Source organism: Gordonia zhenghanii, assembly GCF_021738965.1.
GTDB classification, from domain to species: Bacteria; Actinomycetota; Actinomycetes; order Mycobacteriales; family Mycobacteriaceae; genus Gordonia; species Gordonia zhenghanii.
Genome location: NZ_JAKKOQ010000007.1, coordinates 265,084 through 279,062, shown reverse-complemented (window position 1 = coordinate 279,062; position 13,979 = coordinate 265,084). Strand labels below are relative to the sequence as shown.

General features: G+C 66.9%; 15 protein-coding genes. 7 read left to right on the top strand and 8 right to left on the bottom strand.

The annotated features are described in order from the left end of the window. Positions 1–35 precede the first annotated feature (35 nt). The 3 genes from L5G32_RS09955 (at position 36) to L5G32_RS19455 (ending at position 2,256) form a co-directional block, all read left to right on the top strand. Complete coding sequence (locus tag L5G32_RS09955; protein ID WP_237010876.1) at positions 36–1,172, top strand: Mrp/NBP35 family ATP-binding protein; 1,137 nt, start codon at positions 36–38, stop codon at positions 1,170–1,172. Positions 1,173–1,318: 146 nt separating this feature from the next. After that, a complete protein-coding gene (locus tag L5G32_RS09950; protein ID WP_237010875.1) occupies positions 1,319–1,639 on the top strand; it encodes a hypothetical protein in 321 nt (106 codons plus the stop codon). Next, a complete protein-coding gene (locus L5G32_RS19455) occupies positions 1,636–2,256 on the top strand; it encodes a DUF3558 family protein (protein WP_372491675.1) in 621 nt (206 codons plus the stop codon). The genes L5G32_RS09950 and L5G32_RS19455 overlap by 4 nt, the downstream gene beginning before the upstream one ends. Positions 2,257–2,344: 88 nt before the next feature. On the opposite strand, the gene tatB is transcribed toward L5G32_RS19455, so the two are convergent. From tatB to sigE, 4 genes are all read right to left on the bottom strand, one after another. Continuing rightward, on the bottom strand, positions 2,345–2,788 hold the full coding sequence (tatB, locus tag L5G32_RS09945) for a Sec-independent protein translocase protein TatB (RefSeq protein ID WP_237010874.1): 444 nt from the start codon (positions 2,786–2,788) through the stop codon (positions 2,345–2,347). 21 nt (positions 2,789–2,809) lie between these two features. After that, the gene (locus L5G32_RS09940) at positions 2,810–4,225 is read right to left on the bottom strand and encodes a S1C family serine protease (RefSeq protein WP_237010873.1); all 1,416 of its coding nucleotides are present in this window, start codon (positions 4,223–4,225) and stop codon (positions 2,810–2,812) included. A gap of 3 nt (positions 4,226–4,228) precedes the next feature. Then, a complete protein-coding gene (locus L5G32_RS09935) occupies positions 4,229–4,546 on the bottom strand; it encodes a zf-HC2 domain-containing protein (protein ID WP_237010872.1) in 318 nt (105 codons plus the stop codon). Positions 4,547–4,658: 112 nt separating this feature from the next. Further along, positions 4,659–5,375 carry an RNA polymerase sigma factor SigE gene (gene sigE / locus L5G32_RS09930; RefSeq protein WP_372491674.1) on the bottom strand — a complete coding sequence of 239 codons (717 nt, stop codon included), beginning with the start codon at positions 5,373–5,375 and terminating at the stop codon, positions 4,659–4,661. A gap of 153 nt (positions 5,376–5,528) precedes the next feature. Between sigE and L5G32_RS09925 the strand changes: the two genes are divergently transcribed. Continuing rightward, positions 5,529–6,179, top strand: a complete 651-nt coding sequence (locus L5G32_RS09925; protein ID WP_237010870.1) for an O-methyltransferase — start codon at positions 5,529–5,531, stop codon at positions 6,177–6,179. A 141-nt stretch (positions 6,180–6,320) separates the two neighbouring features. After that, on the top strand, positions 6,321–7,202 hold the full coding sequence (locus L5G32_RS09920) for an LppP/LprE family lipoprotein (RefSeq protein ID WP_237010869.1): 882 nt from the start codon (positions 6,321–6,323) through the stop codon (positions 7,200–7,202). A 30-nt stretch (positions 7,203–7,232) separates the two neighbouring features. On the opposite strand, the gene manB is transcribed toward L5G32_RS09920, so the two are convergent. From manB to rfbD, 3 genes are read right to left on the bottom strand one after another with little or no spacing between them, the layout of a single operon-like run. After that, entirely contained in the window at positions 7,233–8,321 is a 1,089-nt protein-coding gene (manB, locus tag L5G32_RS09915; RefSeq protein ID WP_237010868.1) for a mannose-1-phosphate guanylyltransferase, read from the bottom strand. 9 nt (positions 8,322–8,330) lie between these two features. Beyond that, entirely contained in the window at positions 8,331–9,212 is an 882-nt protein-coding gene (locus L5G32_RS09910; RefSeq protein WP_237010867.1) for a glycosyltransferase family 2 protein, read from the bottom strand. A gap of 9 nt (positions 9,213–9,221) precedes the next feature. Continuing rightward, a complete protein-coding gene (rfbD, locus tag L5G32_RS09905; protein ID WP_237010947.1) occupies positions 9,222–10,151 on the bottom strand; it encodes a dTDP-4-dehydrorhamnose reductase in 930 nt (309 codons plus the stop codon). A gap of 136 nt (positions 10,152–10,287) precedes the next feature. On the opposite strand from rfbD, the gene L5G32_RS09900 reads away from it, so the two are divergent. Together L5G32_RS09900 and L5G32_RS09895 are read left to right on the top strand one after the other, a co-directional pair. Further along, on the top strand, positions 10,288–12,039 hold the full coding sequence (locus tag L5G32_RS09900) for an LCP family protein (RefSeq protein WP_237010866.1): 1,752 nt from the start codon (positions 10,288–10,290) through the stop codon (positions 12,037–12,039). Positions 12,040–12,062: 23 nt separating this feature from the next. Further along, complete coding sequence (locus L5G32_RS09895) at positions 12,063–12,770, top strand: TIGR03089 family protein (RefSeq protein ID WP_237010865.1); 708 nt, start codon at positions 12,063–12,065, stop codon at positions 12,768–12,770. 18 nt (positions 12,771–12,788) lie between these two features. Here L5G32_RS09895 and L5G32_RS09890 read toward each other — a convergent pair whose 3' ends face one another. Then, a complete protein-coding gene (locus L5G32_RS09890) occupies positions 12,789–13,958 on the bottom strand; it encodes an acyl-CoA dehydrogenase (protein WP_237010864.1) in 1,170 nt (389 codons plus the stop codon). Positions 13,959–13,979 lie beyond the last annotated feature (21 nt).

Below are 13,979 nucleotides of genomic sequence, written 5' to 3'. Positions count from 1 at the left end.
ACAAAGGCCACAAACCGCTGACTAGAGTGGGTCACGTGAGTACTCCTACCGAAGCCGACGTACGTTCAGCGCTCAGCAAGGTCGCCGATCCCGAGATCGGCAAACCGATCACCGATCTGGGCATGGTGAAATCGGTAGCGATCGCCGACGACGGAGCGGTCGACGTCGGAATCTTCCTGACGATATCCAGTTGTCCCATGCAGACCGAGATCTCGCAGCGCGTTTCCACTGCGGTGTCCGACGTCCCCGGAGTCGGCGCAGTCCGCGTCGAACTCGATGTGATGGACGACGAGCAGCGCACCGAGCTCCGCAAGAAGCTGCGCGGCGACCGTGCGGAACCGGAGATCCCGTTCGCCAAGCCCGGCAACATGACCCGCGTGTACGCGATCGCCTCAGGCAAGGGCGGTGTCGGAAAGTCGAGCGTCACCGTCAACATCGCGACTGCGCTCGCCGAACGCGGACTGTCGGTCGGTGTGCTCGACGCCGACATCTACGGTCACAGCGTCCCCCGCATGCTCGGCAGCGACGCGAAGCCGACCCAGGTCGAGTCGATGATCATGCCGCCGCAGAACCACGGCGTGCGGTTCATCTCGATCGGCCAGTTCACCGACGGCAACACCCCGGTCACCTGGCGTGGCCCCATGCTGCACCGCGCCCTGCAGCAGTTCCTGGCCGACGTGTACTGGGGCGACCTGGACGTCCTCCTCCTCGACCTTCCCCCGGGGACCGGCGACGTCGCCATCTCGATCGCCCAGTTGATCCCGGGTGCCGAGATCCTCGTCGTCACCACCCCGCAGCAGGCGGCGGCCGAGGTCGCCGAGCGTGCGGGCGCGATCGCGTTGCAGACACGACAGAAGATCCTCGGCGTGGTCGAGAACATGTCGTGGATGGAACTGCCCGACGGTTCGCGCATGGAGCCGTTCGGCTCCGGCGGCGGACAACTCGTCGCCGAACGGCTCACGAAGGCCGTCGGCGCACCAGTCGAACTCCTCGGCCAGGTGCCGCTCGAACAAGAGCTTCGTGAAGGCGGCGACGCCGGAACGCCCGTCGTCCTGTCCCGCCCGGACTCCGCCTCCGGCTCTGCCCTGCGCGCCATCGCCGACAAGCTCGCCGTCCGCCGCCGCGGCCTCGCAGGCATGAGCCTCGGCATCGACACCACCCGTCACGACTGACCCCAGACTGACGACCAAGACGTCGGCGATACCGCTCAGAAATGAGCCGTATCGCCGACATCTTCGTTTTCGGCGAGTCGATGGAACCGAACAGCGCTACGGTGCGTCTAACTGAATAGGAGCCCAACCCAGCCCCAGGGAGTCGCATGAGCAACGACGTAGTCTCCGAGACCGCCGCCTGGTACGCCCGGATCGCCGCCGCTCGCGTCGCTGGGATTGAGTTGGAGGAGTTGAGTGTGGCGCTTCGAAAGGTGGTCTCAACGAACTACTTCGGTATCGGCTGCGTCGAAGGGGCTGCCCTGTACGAGGAGCTGCAATACCTCATTGAGACGGGTGCTCGTAGCCTCAATACTCAATCGCTAGCCGCCATTGAATTGAGTTCGGGTGCAAGCGCCGCATGTCACGCTCTAACACGCGCAGATGCCGATAACACGGATGAGCTGCAGCCCGATGGAGTACCCAATTGAGATCCAGTGGCTTACCAATTGCCGCTGCTGCCATCTGCCTCCTTGCCGGATGTATGAACGATGGGGCACAGGAAGGGGCTGCGGGCGCCCCTAGCCCGTCGATCCGACAAGTAGACGACGCAGGCACAGCTTTACCTTTTGAGACTAAGCACTCTCGCCGGTGGGGCCCAGCCAACAACGGCACAACCTACGAGCCTTGCACTGCCCTCCAACGGACACAGCTCACAAGCCTCGGCATCAACCCGACGACGGCCAGTGATGCTGCGGGAACAGACGGGCAGACCCTGCGCGGATGCGACTGGAAGTACGCCAACGGCAACTACCAAGATCATTGGAACCTGAGCCAGTTCGTCGGCAACTCCCCCGGTCTCGACTTCGCGAAGACCCGCAGGTCAGGCGGCACCAACGAATGGCTCCCAGACGTCGGCATCGCTGGCCGACAGGTGGGTGTCCACATCTATACGACCGGCGACCAATGCGACACGTATGTGCAGTCCAGGGGCGCGTCTGTCATCACGATGGTCACTCATTACGGGCAGAGTCAGCCACCAATCAACGAAATCTGCGACCGCGCTCTTGCTTTCACGCGGGCCACGATTGGGAAAATGCCGGTCTGAACTGCTCGGTAACGTTAGCTCCGAGCCTTGTGACCAGTATGTGGTCACAAGGCTCGGAGCTGAGGTTACTGGCGGGTAGATGCCGAGATTATGTCGCGTCCCAGTCTGTGTAGTCGTGGGAACGCTTCGAGAGATCGGGTTTTGCGGGCGGAGGAGTCGGAGCAGAGGGTTCGGCGACGGCGGGAGTCGGGCGGGACGGCTTAGACGTCCCCTGGATGTCGAGAGTGTCGCGCACGGTGCGGCCGAGGTTGTCTACCGACGAGGAGTCACCGCCCAGGAGGTGTTTCGTGACGACGCTGCGCGGGCTCATCTGCCGAAGCTCGTTGATCTGCTGGATCGGCTCGCGGAACTGCTCGAAGTCGGTGCCCATCTCGTCGCGCAGCTGCCCGGAGGCGCCGGTCGCGTAGTCGCGGGCCTTCCGGATCGACTTGAACGTCCACGACACAGCGCCGGGCAGACGCTCCGGTCCGAGAATGATCAGGCCCGCAGCGAGCAGCACCACGATCTCGCCCCAGCCGATACTGCTGAACATCCGTGAACCCGCTCGATCCGTCTAGTCGCTGACCGGCGTGATCGAACCGTCGAAGGTCCGGCCTTCACGCCAGTAGGTGAACTTCACCGCTTCATCGATCTTCGACGTACGGACCGCAACCGTCAACTCGTCAGAGCCCTCGATCTCGCGACCGTTGTACTTCGTCACCACATCGCCCTCGCGCAGTCCCGCACGAGCCGCAGCACTGCCCTCCGCGACGTCGCGTACCTGCGCGCCGAGCACCTTTTCATTTCGGACGGTCGCCGCGGTGATACCGATCGTCGGGTGGTTCACCTGGCCGTCCTTGATGAGCGAGTCGAAGATCGGGACGGCCTCGTTGATCGGAATGGCGAAGCCCAAGCCGATCGAGCCGCCGTTCGACGTCTTCGCCGCCGTGTTCACGCCGATCACGTGCGCCTTCGAGTCCACGAGCGGACCGCCCGAGTTACCGGGATTGATCGCCGCGTCCGTCTGGATCGCGTTGATGACCGCGTCCGTGTCCGACTCCGCGTCGGGGCGCAACGGCACCGGACGGTCGACCGAGCTCACGATCCCCGTCGTCACGGTCTTGGACAGTCCCAACGGCGAACCGAACGCGACGACGTCCTCGCCGATCTTCACCTTCGACGAATCGCCCAACGTCGAGACCGTCAGATTCTGCACATCGTCGACCTTGATGACGGCGAGGTCGGTCTTCGGGTCGCGGCCGACCAGCCGCGCCGAGACACGAGTCCGGTCGAAGAAGACCACTTCGAGCTTCGCTTCACGGTCGGACGCCGCCATCGATACGACGTGATTGTTCGTAGCGATGTAGCCGCGCTTGTCGAGGACGAAACCCGAACCGGTCGCTCCGCCGCCCGACGTGCGCACATCGATCATGACGACGGCCTTCTCCATCGCATTGGCGACCTTCGTGACCGTGGTCTCGTCCCCGTCGTCGCCGGAGTCCGAGCCCGAGTCGCTCAAGTGCACCGAGTCGGAGTTCAACGGGGTGGCGACCTCCGCGGTCCACCGACCGACGAGGCCACCGAAGACGCCGATGAGGATCGCGACCATCGCCAACGACGCCAACGCCCACCAGTGGACGCGATTGCCGGACACGAGGTCCCGGACACCCAGCTTCGGCCCCGGATCCACCGGAGTCGGCGCACTCGGTTCGTGGAGCGCAGGTGCAGCCAACGCGACCCCGGACTCCGGGCTCCGCCACGGATCCTCGGGAGTCTGCGACTCATCGTCAGCAGGCACTGCGAACGGATCGCGCTGCAACGTCTCTGACTCGCCGTCGGGACGACTGAACGCTTCATTCAAGACGGGATCCGGCGCCGCGATCGTCGGCTCCGGGCGATTCGACGTCGGTGTGTCCGCAAACGATCCGGTGACGCCTTCCGGCCGTCCGAAGACAGCTTCGTCCCGCGACGTGGGGGTTCGATCAGTCACGAGTCAGCGGCCCCGGCGATTCGATCGGTTCGTGCCGCGCATGTCGATCTCCTGCGTGGGGATCTTGCTGAGCTCGCCGAGCAACGACGGCGGCGCGCTCATCGGCGCACCGTCGCGAAGCAGCGAGCGCGCGCGGGCTTGATTGACGACCTCGTCGGAACACCTCCCGCACAACGACAGGTGTGCGTCGGCGCGCGTCGTCGCCATCGGCGACAACTCGTTGTCGACGTAGGCGACGACGGCTTCCACAGCGAGATGCTCGGTGGGGGCGAACTCTTGGCGCGCGGCGTACCCGGGATTAGGAACGATCGACGAACTCACCGGCGCCCAACGGCGACCGGACGAACGGTGTCCCAGACCCACTGGCGGCGCCCCTTCCACTCGGCGGCCGCTACGGCGGCCCAACGCGATCGGTCGGGCCCAGCTTACGCGATCAGCCCTCACTGGCGACGGCGACCGAGCGGCTGTCGGTGTGCCCGCGGGCCGCGAGGAACTCGCGAATCCCCTGCCGACCACGATGGATGCGACTCCGAACGGTGCCCATCTTGACGCCCAACGTCGCGCCGACCTCCTCGTACGAGAGCCCTTCGATGTCGCACAAGACCACAGCGGCGCGGAATTCGGGGCCCAGAGCGTCGAGCGCTTCCTGCAGTTCTTGGCCGAGATTCGCGTCCGCGTACACCTGCTGCGGATCGGGCGTGTCGGTCGGGATCTTCTCGTAGACGGGCTCGAGGGCCTCCATACGGATCTTGGCGCGACGACGGACCATGTCGAGGAACAGGTTCGTGGTGATGCGGTGCAACCACCCCTCGAAAGTCCCCGGCTTGTAGTTCGTCAGCGACCGGAAGACTCGGATGAACGTCTCCTGCGTGAGGTCCTCGGCGTCGTGCTGATTGCCGGAGAGCCGGTATGCGAGACGGTAGACCCGGTCGGCGTGCTCGGCGACGAGTTCGTCCCACGACGGCATCAGGGTGGTGTCGCCGGTCGCATCGAAGCCCGCAGTCCCGCGGAAGGAGTCACGCGAGGCCGATTCGGTGGTGTCAGGGACGGTCATCGGTGCGGTGCCAGTTCCTTTCATCGCGAAATCGCGGACAGACCGGGCATTGTCCCCCGGTGCAACGTCAGCGCTGCGATCGATATTCCAAGCCATTGACTATGACCCTCTCGCACCCGAATGTGGGAGCCCACAGAACGGGCTGTGTGTTCCCTGAGGATGTGAGCCAGCGCCCCCTTCAGAGGTGGAATCGGTCGTGCGCGGCGTGGGGCGAGTCCAGGTCAGCACCACTGTGGCACCCTCGTTGACATGACTGACACGACTGGTTCGCAGACCACCGACCAGCTCGCCGCTTACGCCGAAGCTGCGATCATCGAAGACGATGCGATGGCCGCAGCACGGATGCGCGGCGAAGAACTCGGCGCGCGCGCCGTCAGCCCCGCAACCGGAGCCCTCCTGTCGCTCTTCGCGCGGACGGCGAACGCCGAGCACGTCGTCGAGATCGGGACCGGCGTCGGCGTGAGCAGCCTGTGGCTGCTGGCGGGTATGCCTGCCACCGGAGTTCTGACCACGATCGACCCCGAGTCCGAGCATCACCGTGCCGCACGCGAGACATTCGCCGATGCAGAGATCGCACCCGGACGAACACGATTGATCAACGGTGCGCCGACCGACGTCCTCACTCGGCTCGCCGACGAGTCGTACGACCTCGTGTTCGTCGACGGACCGCCGATGTCGTACCCGGCGTTCGTCACCGAAGCGGTACGCATCCTGCGGCCGGGAGGACTACTCGTGGTGAACAACGCCTCGGCCGACGGAACCATCGCCGACCGCGACGCCACCGACCCGCGGACGCTCGCCGCACGCGAGGCGGCGACCATCGTCGCCGAGGACGACCGTTTCCTGCCCGCGGTGATCCCCGTCGGAAACGGCCTGTTGGCGGCGGCGAAGGCCCGTTAGTCTCCCATTGGACAGCCGACGTCAGACCTGCCAGTAAGATCTCTGGCGCGCCGCCGGATGTCAGTCGTTCGAACGACCCGCAGACTAACGTCTCACATGCCGAACTCGACGGGCCCGGTGACAACGGACCAAGGAGACACCATGAGGAAGCTCGCGACCGCTGCCGTCGTGGCGACGTGCATCGTCGTGACGGTGACGGGCTGTCGGGACAGCGACCACGCTGATCGAGCATCCGATGCGGACCAGCCGCAGTCGACCTCGAGCAGGGATCGCTCCACTGCATCGCCGACGTCGTCGACCCCGGCCGTCGACCGCCCGGTCACCGCGGGTCCGGGCGGCTGCCTGGACCTCGGAGCAGCGACCGTCGTGCGGGCAGTCTCCTCCATCGACGCATACGGCGGACAAGGGTTCGTCGCCTCCGAAGGGACCCGCGCCGAACTCGGCTCCTGTCCCGAACTCATGTGGGCCAACGCCGATCTCAAAGGCGGGACCGGCAGCTCGCCCCAGCGCATCCTGTTCTTCGACGCCGGCGGTTTCATCCGCTACGACACCGAGGCGTACACGGCCTTCACGTCGGTTCTCCGCTCGACGAGCGACTCGGTCGTCGTCCGCTACCGCTGGCTCGACGGTGGCGACTCGACCGCGAACCCAACCGGCGGACCGGTCGACGTCACGTACACGCTGTCCGGGCAGAACGTGATCGCCGACCGCACGATCCCCGACCGGGCGCTCGTCGCCCCACCGAGCACGGAGACGGTCCCGATTCCCGACACGACGCCGAACACCGTGGCGCCGCAGGCACCCGACGTCGCGGCCCCGCCCACGTCAGAGACGCCCGAGGAGTCGACGACCCCGTACCCGTCGATCCCGACACAGCCAACGACGCCGGGACCGTCGTCCGAGACCGCCCCGTCGGAGAGTGCCCCGTCGTCGAAGCCCCGACCGTCCACCAGGCCGCGACCGCCGGAGGGATTCATCCCGCCGACCCAGCTACTGCCGCCTGCACCGTTCATGCCGCGGTAGCCGGCCCGGTCGGATCAGACGTCGGTCGGATCAGACGTCGGTCGAGAAGCGAATTCCGCTGTCGGGGATCTGGATTCCCGGCCACACTCGGGCGCCGCGGAGTAGTTCGCAGCGCGCGCCGATGGACGCGCGATCGCCGATGACCGTGTCGCGGACCAGCGCACCCGCGCCGACTCGCGCACCGAATCCGACGATGCTGCGTTCGACCACGGCGCCGGCCTCGACGATCGCGCCGTCGAACACCACGGCGCCGTCGAGCCGAGCCCCGGCACCGACGGTGGCGCCGCGACCGACGACGGTTCCGCCGATCAGAACGGCCCCGCGGGCCACGTCAGCGCCGTCGAGGACGAGCGCTTCACCGCATTGCTGAGCGATCGCCGGCGACGGCGCGATACCGCGCACCAGGTCGGCGCTGCCGCGCACGAAGTCTTCGGGTGTGCCCATGTCACGCCAGTAGGCGGCGTCGACGTGCGCGTGGATGTGCCGTCCGTTAGCGAGGAGCGACGGGAACACCTCGCGTTCCACCGAGACGGCTCGCCCCGTCGGGATCTCGCCGATCACACTGCGGTTGAACACATACGTTCCGGCGTTGATCTGATTGGTCGGCGGGTCCTGCGTCTTCTCCAAAAACGCGCTGACCCGACCGTCGGCGTCGGTCGGCACACAGCCGAACGCGCGCGGATCGTTGACCCGGACCAGGTGCAGCGTCACTTCCGCTCCGGACTCCTGGTGGGTGGTCACGACGTCCCGGATGTCGGTGCCGCCGAGGACATCGCCGTTGAAGACCAGGATGGTGTCCGCGGTCAACGAGTCGTAGACGTTCCGGATTCCGCCGCCGGTGCCGAGCGGCTGATCCTCAGTCACGTACGTCAGGTTCAGACCGAGCGACGAGCCGTCCCCGTAGTGCTCTTCGAACACTTCGGCTTTGAACGACGTGCCGAGCACGACGTCGGTGATCCCCGCTTCCCGGATCCGCGACAGCAGATGCGTGAGAAACGGCTGTCCCGCAGTCGGGAGCATCGGCTTGGGCGCCGACAGCGTCAGCGGACGGAGCCTGGTCCCCTTGCCGCCGACGAGGATCAGCGCCTGAACAGACGGTGCCACGGAGTTTCCTTCCATCGATACAGGTCAGACGTCGCGACTGACGCGACGTCGCTCACGCAGGGCTGCTGCGACAGCGATCTTCGACCGGACAGCCAGTCCGGCGCGCAAGACCAGACGCACGGGTGCTCGGAGCGCGCCGGGGTTCCGGTCCGCGTTGAATCGGTAGGCGCTCTCATGGTGCGCCGGGATCATCTTCTCGGGGTGCTTGCTGACCGAGTGGCTCTTGGCGTGCAGGACACTGGCGCTCGGCACATAGACGTTGAGCCATCCGGCGCGACCGAACCGGTCACCCAGGTCGACGTCCTCCATGAACATGAAGTATCGGGAGTCGAAGCCGTCGACCCCGTCGAATGCGCTGCGCCGCACCAGAAGACACGAGCCGGACAGCCAGCCGACGGGTCGTTCGGTGAGGCCCTGCTCGTCGTCGCGGTAGGCCTTGGTCCACGGGTTGGACGGCCAGACGGCGCCGAGTACGGCGTGCCCGGTACCCGACACGAGGTCGGGGACGGCGCGCGCCGACGGGTACACCGAGCCGTCGAGCTCGGTCACGAGGGGGCCGAGGCTGGCGGCGCGCGGCCACCGACGGGCGGCGGCGAGGAGTTCGTCCAGCGAGCCGGGCGACCATTCGACGTCGGGATTGGCGATGACGACGAACTCTAGGTCGGGATCGAGTTCGGCGACGCCGCGATTCATCGCTGCGCCGTACCCGATGTTCCCGCCTGAGTGGACCAGCGTCACGTTCTCGTAGTCGGCGGCTGCCTTCTCGGGCGCGCCGTCGGTGGAGCCGTTGTCGGCGATCACGACCTGAGGGGCGTGCTGCGACGCATCGCCGAGCGTGCGCAGAAAGTTGTGCAGGTAGTCACCGGACGAATAGGTCACGGTCACTACGCCGAAAGGAGCAGTCACCGCGACAGACTAACCCGAAGTCGGTGCGACGAGCGCGTTGCGGAGGGCGTCGCGCCAGTCACGCAACGGCGTGAGTCCCGCGTGTTCCCAGCTCTTCGCAGACAGCACCGAGTACGGCGGACGTGGTGCCGGCCGTGGGAATTGTTCTGTGCTGCAAGGTTTCACCCGTTCGGGATCGGCTCCGAGGATGGTGAACACAGCGCGAGCGAGATCACACCAGGTGGCTTCGCCCGCATTCGTCGCATGCAGGACCGATCCGCCGTGTGAACGACCCGCGAGCATGCGTGCGACCAGTTCCCACAGCCCGCCTGCCAGGTCGGGCGCGTACGTCGGCGAGCCGCGTTGGTCGTCGACCACGGTGAGCTCGTCTCGCTCGCCCTCCAGTCGGCGCATCGTCGTCACGAAGTCGCGGACCGGGGCGCGCCCGGTGAACACCCACGCGGTGCGTACGACGACGCCGTTCGGATCGGCGGCGAACATCGCCCTCTCCCCCGCGAGCTTGCTCGCTCCGTAGACTGTGTCGGGCTGCGCATCGTCGCGCAGATCGGACGGTTCGAGCGGTGAGGCCCATGGCCGCGATCCGGACGCCGCAGGCCCGAACACATAGTCGGTCGAGACGTGGATCAGGTGTGCTCGCGCCGCTGCCGTCGCAGCGGCGAGATTCGCCGGCCCGTCCGCGTTGACGGCATAGGCGGCCTCACGGGAGGTCTCGGCCCCGTCGACGTCGGTGAACGCCGCGGCGTTGATGACGACGTCTCCGCCGTGCAGATCGGCGAGCGCCGACCGGACCGAGGCGATCGTCGTGATGTCGACATCCGACGAGCCCAACCCGACGACGCGGACGCCTGCGGGGACCGCACGAGACGCGAGCAGAGCGGATCCGAGTTGGCCGGTGGCACCGATCACATAGACCGTCGAGGGAGTGTTCACACGGACAATCGTGCCTCACCCGAGACGTGGCGTCGCCCACGCCCGGGCGCGCTTCCCCGATCGGTCCCGGACTCGCCAGTATCCTCGTGCGGGAGAGCGCGTCGGACGGCGCGCGACGACTCGCAGTGAAGGGAACGGCGCACGCGTGGATCAGCGACGTGAAGGCGGCGAGGACATGCCTCGCCGCAACGGCACCCGCGGGAGGACCGACGGCGCTGCGCCGCGCCCGCGTGGGGACGCGCCACGCCGACGTCGACCTGCACCGGTCGACACCGACACCCGCCGTCGTCGAACGTCCGAGGAGATCCACACCAAGCCCCGCAAACGCCGGCCACCGAAAACGGCGAAGTCCGTCGCGGGCACCGACAAGGCAGGTGCCGCCAAGGCCGGAACTCTGCGCGAAGCGGTGTCGGTATGGGCCACCCGGCCCATCGCCGGAGTCCCGCCGAAGCACATCGGTCGGACCCTCGTCGCTCTGGTCACGATCCTGGTCTTGGTGATCACCGGTGTCGGGTGGAGCGAGTTCAACTCGATCCGGTCGTCGGCGACCCAACTCGGCGGGCTCTCCTTGGGCGGGGGCGACGACGGAGCGGTCGACGTCCTGTTGGTGGGAACCGACTCGCGTAACGACGCCAAAGGCAATCCGCTCCCCGAGGACCAACTCAAGCGACTCCGGGTGAGCGGCGAGGTCTCGACGAGTACGGACACGATCCTGTTGGTTCGCATTCCGAACGACGGGTCCGCGGCGACCGCGGTGTCGATCCCCCGCGACACGTACGTCGAGGTCCCAGGACTCGGCAAGAGCAAGATCAACGCTGCCTACGGCACCACGCGAGAGACCGTCCGCGCCCGCGACGTGGAGAACGGTGTCCCGGAGGCCGAGGCGGAAGAGGCAGGCACCAAGGCCGGCAGGCAGGCGCTCATCAAGACCGTCGGAGATCTGACCGGCGTCACCGTCGACCACTACGCAGAGGTCGGGCTCGTCGGCTTCGCACTGCTCACCGACGCGGTCGGCGGCGTCGAAGTGTGCCTCAAGCGATCCGTGCGGGAACCGTTGTCGGGTGCTCGTTTCCGCAAGGGCACGCAGACCCTCGACGGCCCGCAGGCGCTCAGCTTCGTCCGACAGCGCCACGGACTGCCGCGCGGCGACCTCGACCGCATCACCCGCCAGCAGGTGTACATGGCCTCACTCGCGCAGAAGATCCTGTCGACGCAGACGCTCACCGACACCGGCAAGCTCAACGAACTCCAGGACGCCGTCTCCAAGTCGGTGCTGCTCGACGACGGGTGGGACATCATCAGTTTCGCCGAGCAGCTCAAGGACCTGACGGGCGGCAACATCAAGTTCGCCACCATCCCGATCGCCGACGATCAGGCGTGGAGCGACGACGGCACTCAGAGCGTCCTCGCGATCGACCCGCCAGCCGTGCACACGTTCGTCGACCGACTGCTCGGCAACCAGGAGCCGGAGAAGTCCGACAATCCCCGTGCCGAGTACACGGTGGACGTGATCAACGCGGGCACCGTCGACGGCCTGGCGGGCAATGTGTCGCGGGTGCTGACCGGCCGCGGCTTCAAAGCCGGTGCGACCTCGAACAAGCCGATGAACGAGTTCGATTCGCTCGTGTACGCCGATTCCAAGGACAACGAAGGCGCGAAGCAGCTGGTCAGCGACCTCGGTGGCGGCATAACGATCCGCGAGGACTCGTCGCTGCCGGAGAACCACCTCAAGGTCGCGTTGACCAACACGTACGTGGGCGCCGGTTCGATCGTCAACACCGGCGACCAGGGCGGTTCGGACGACGGCAGTTCCGCTGCGAGCGCCTCGTCGGCGTCGTCGGCTCCGTCGTCGAAGGTCATCAAGGCCGACAACGACGGCCCGGTCTGCGTCAACTGATCGGCGTCGGCGACGATGGTCAGATGACCGACACGCTGACTTCTCTAGTCCTTGGCCGGGTGGCCGACCCCGCCCGTCCGCTGTTCACGTTCTACGACGAGGGCACCGGGGAACGCACCGAACTGTCGGCGGCGACCCTCGGCAACTGGGCCGCCAAGATCGCGAACTACCTGCGCGACGAGGTGGGTGTGGTTCCCGGTGACGACGTCCGCGTCGACCTACCTGAGCACTGGCAGAGTGCGGCCGTCCTCCTGGGTGCCTGGTGGGCGGGAGCGCACGTCCTCGTCGGCGATCACGACGGTGACGCCCGAGTGGTGTTCACCGCTGCGGCCCGACTCGATCAGCACGACGCCGACGCGGTCGTCGTCGTCCCGCTCGACCCGTTCGCGATGGGTTCCCGGGATCTGCCGATCGGCGTCGACGACTTCGGCGAGTCGGTCCGCGCCCACGGCGACCGATACTCCCCTGCAGGCGCGGGCGACCTCGCACTCGACGATGTGCCCACCGCGACGCTGGCGCGAGTCGAGTCGGAGACCGAGTCCGGGCAGCGCGTCGTCTCGACCCGCCCGTGGCACACCGCGGACACGATCGCAGCCAACTTCCTGGCGCCGCTCCTCGCGGGCACCGCGCTGGTGTGGATCCGCGGCGCGGACGATGCCCGCGTCGACGCTATCGCCGCGATGGAGAAGGCCGATCTGACCCTCCGGTCGAACGAAATGCCCAACCCGTGAGAGCCGAGCAGTGACGACTCAGCCGCGGAGCAGCGAGCGAGCCATGACCATGCGCTGGACCTGGTTGGTGCCTTCGTAGATCTGGGTGATCTTGGCGTCACGCATCATGCGCTCCACCGGGAAGTCGGTGGTGTAGCCCGCGCCGCCGAACAACTGCACGGCGTCAGTGGTGACCTCCATCGCGACGTCGGAGGCCATGCACTTGGACGCCGACGAGATGAAGCCGAGGGGGCCTGCGCCGCGCTCGGCACGCGATGCCGCCGCGTACACCATGAGGCGAGCCGCTTCGACCTTCATCGCCATGTCGGCGATCATGAACTCGACGCCCTGGAACTTACTGATGGACTGGCCGAACTGCTTGCGATCCTTGACGTAGTCGATCGCGGCGTCGAGGGCGCCCTGCGCGACGCCGACGGCCTGCGCGCCGATGGTCGGGCGGGTGTGGTCGAGAGTCGCGAGCGCCGTCTTGAAGCCCGTGCCCTCGTCGCCGATGATCCGGTCTTCGGGGATCGTGCAGTCCTCGAAGTACAGCTCGGCGGTCGGGCTGCCCTTGATGCCGAGCTTGTGCTCGAGCGGTCCGACGGTGAAACCGGGGTCGTCCTTGTGAACCATGAACGCCGAGATGCCGCTGGCGCCCTTCTCCGGATCGGTGACGGCCATGACGGTGTACCAGGTGGACTGGCCGCCGTTCGTGATCCAGCACTTGGAGCCGTTGAGAACCCAGGAGTCGCCGTCGCGGCGCGCACGGGTCTTCATCGCTGCTGCGTCGCTGCCCGCTTCACGCTCGGACAGGGCGTACGACGCCATCGCCTCGCCGGAGGCGATGGACGGGAGGACCTTCGCCTTGAGCTCGTCCGAACCGGACAGGATCAGGCCCATGGTGCCGAGCTTGTTGACGGCCGGGATCAACGACGCGGAGACATCAACGCGTGCGACCTCTTCGATCACGATGCAGGCGGCGAGCGAGTCGGCACCCTGGCCCTCGAACTGCTCGGGGACATGGACGGCGTTGAAGCCGTTGGCGACGAGGGCTGTGCGAGCTTCTTCGGGGAAGCGTGCGTTCTCGTCGACGTCCTTGGCGTGCGGTGCGATCTCCTTCTCGCTCAGTGCGCGGATCGCTTCTCGGAGAGCCTCGTGCTCCTCCGGCAGCTGGAAGAGGTCGAAATCGGGGTTTCCGAACTTGCCCATGGATTACTCCTTTAACTGACG

Coding starts and splice junctions, on each gene's coding strand:
- tatB (WP_237010874.1), bottom strand. CDS start 2,788: ATGTTCAGCAGTATCGGCTGGGGCGAGATCGTGGTGCTGCTCGCTGCG.
- sigE (WP_372491674.1), bottom strand. CDS start 5,375: ATGGCTTGGAATATCGATCGCAGCGCTGACGTTGCACCGGGGGACAAT.
- L5G32_RS09895 (WP_237010865.1), top strand. CDS start 12,063: ATGACCGACACGCTGACTTCTCTAGTCCTTGGCCGGGTGGCCGACCCC.
- L5G32_RS09925 (WP_237010870.1), top strand. CDS start 5,529: ATGACTGACACGACTGGTTCGCAGACCACCGACCAGCTCGCCGCTTAC.
- L5G32_RS09920 (WP_237010869.1), top strand. CDS start 6,321: ATGAGGAAGCTCGCGACCGCTGCCGTCGTGGCGACGTGCATCGTCGTG.
- L5G32_RS09890 (WP_237010864.1), bottom strand. CDS start 13,958: ATGGGCAAGTTCGGAAACCCCGATTTCGACCTCTTCCAGCTGCCGGAG.
- manB (WP_237010868.1), bottom strand. CDS start 8,321: ATGGAAGGAAACTCCGTGGCACCGTCTGTTCAGGCGCTGATCCTCGTC.
- L5G32_RS09950 (WP_237010875.1), top strand. CDS start 1,319: ATGAGCAACGACGTAGTCTCCGAGACCGCCGCCTGGTACGCCCGGATC.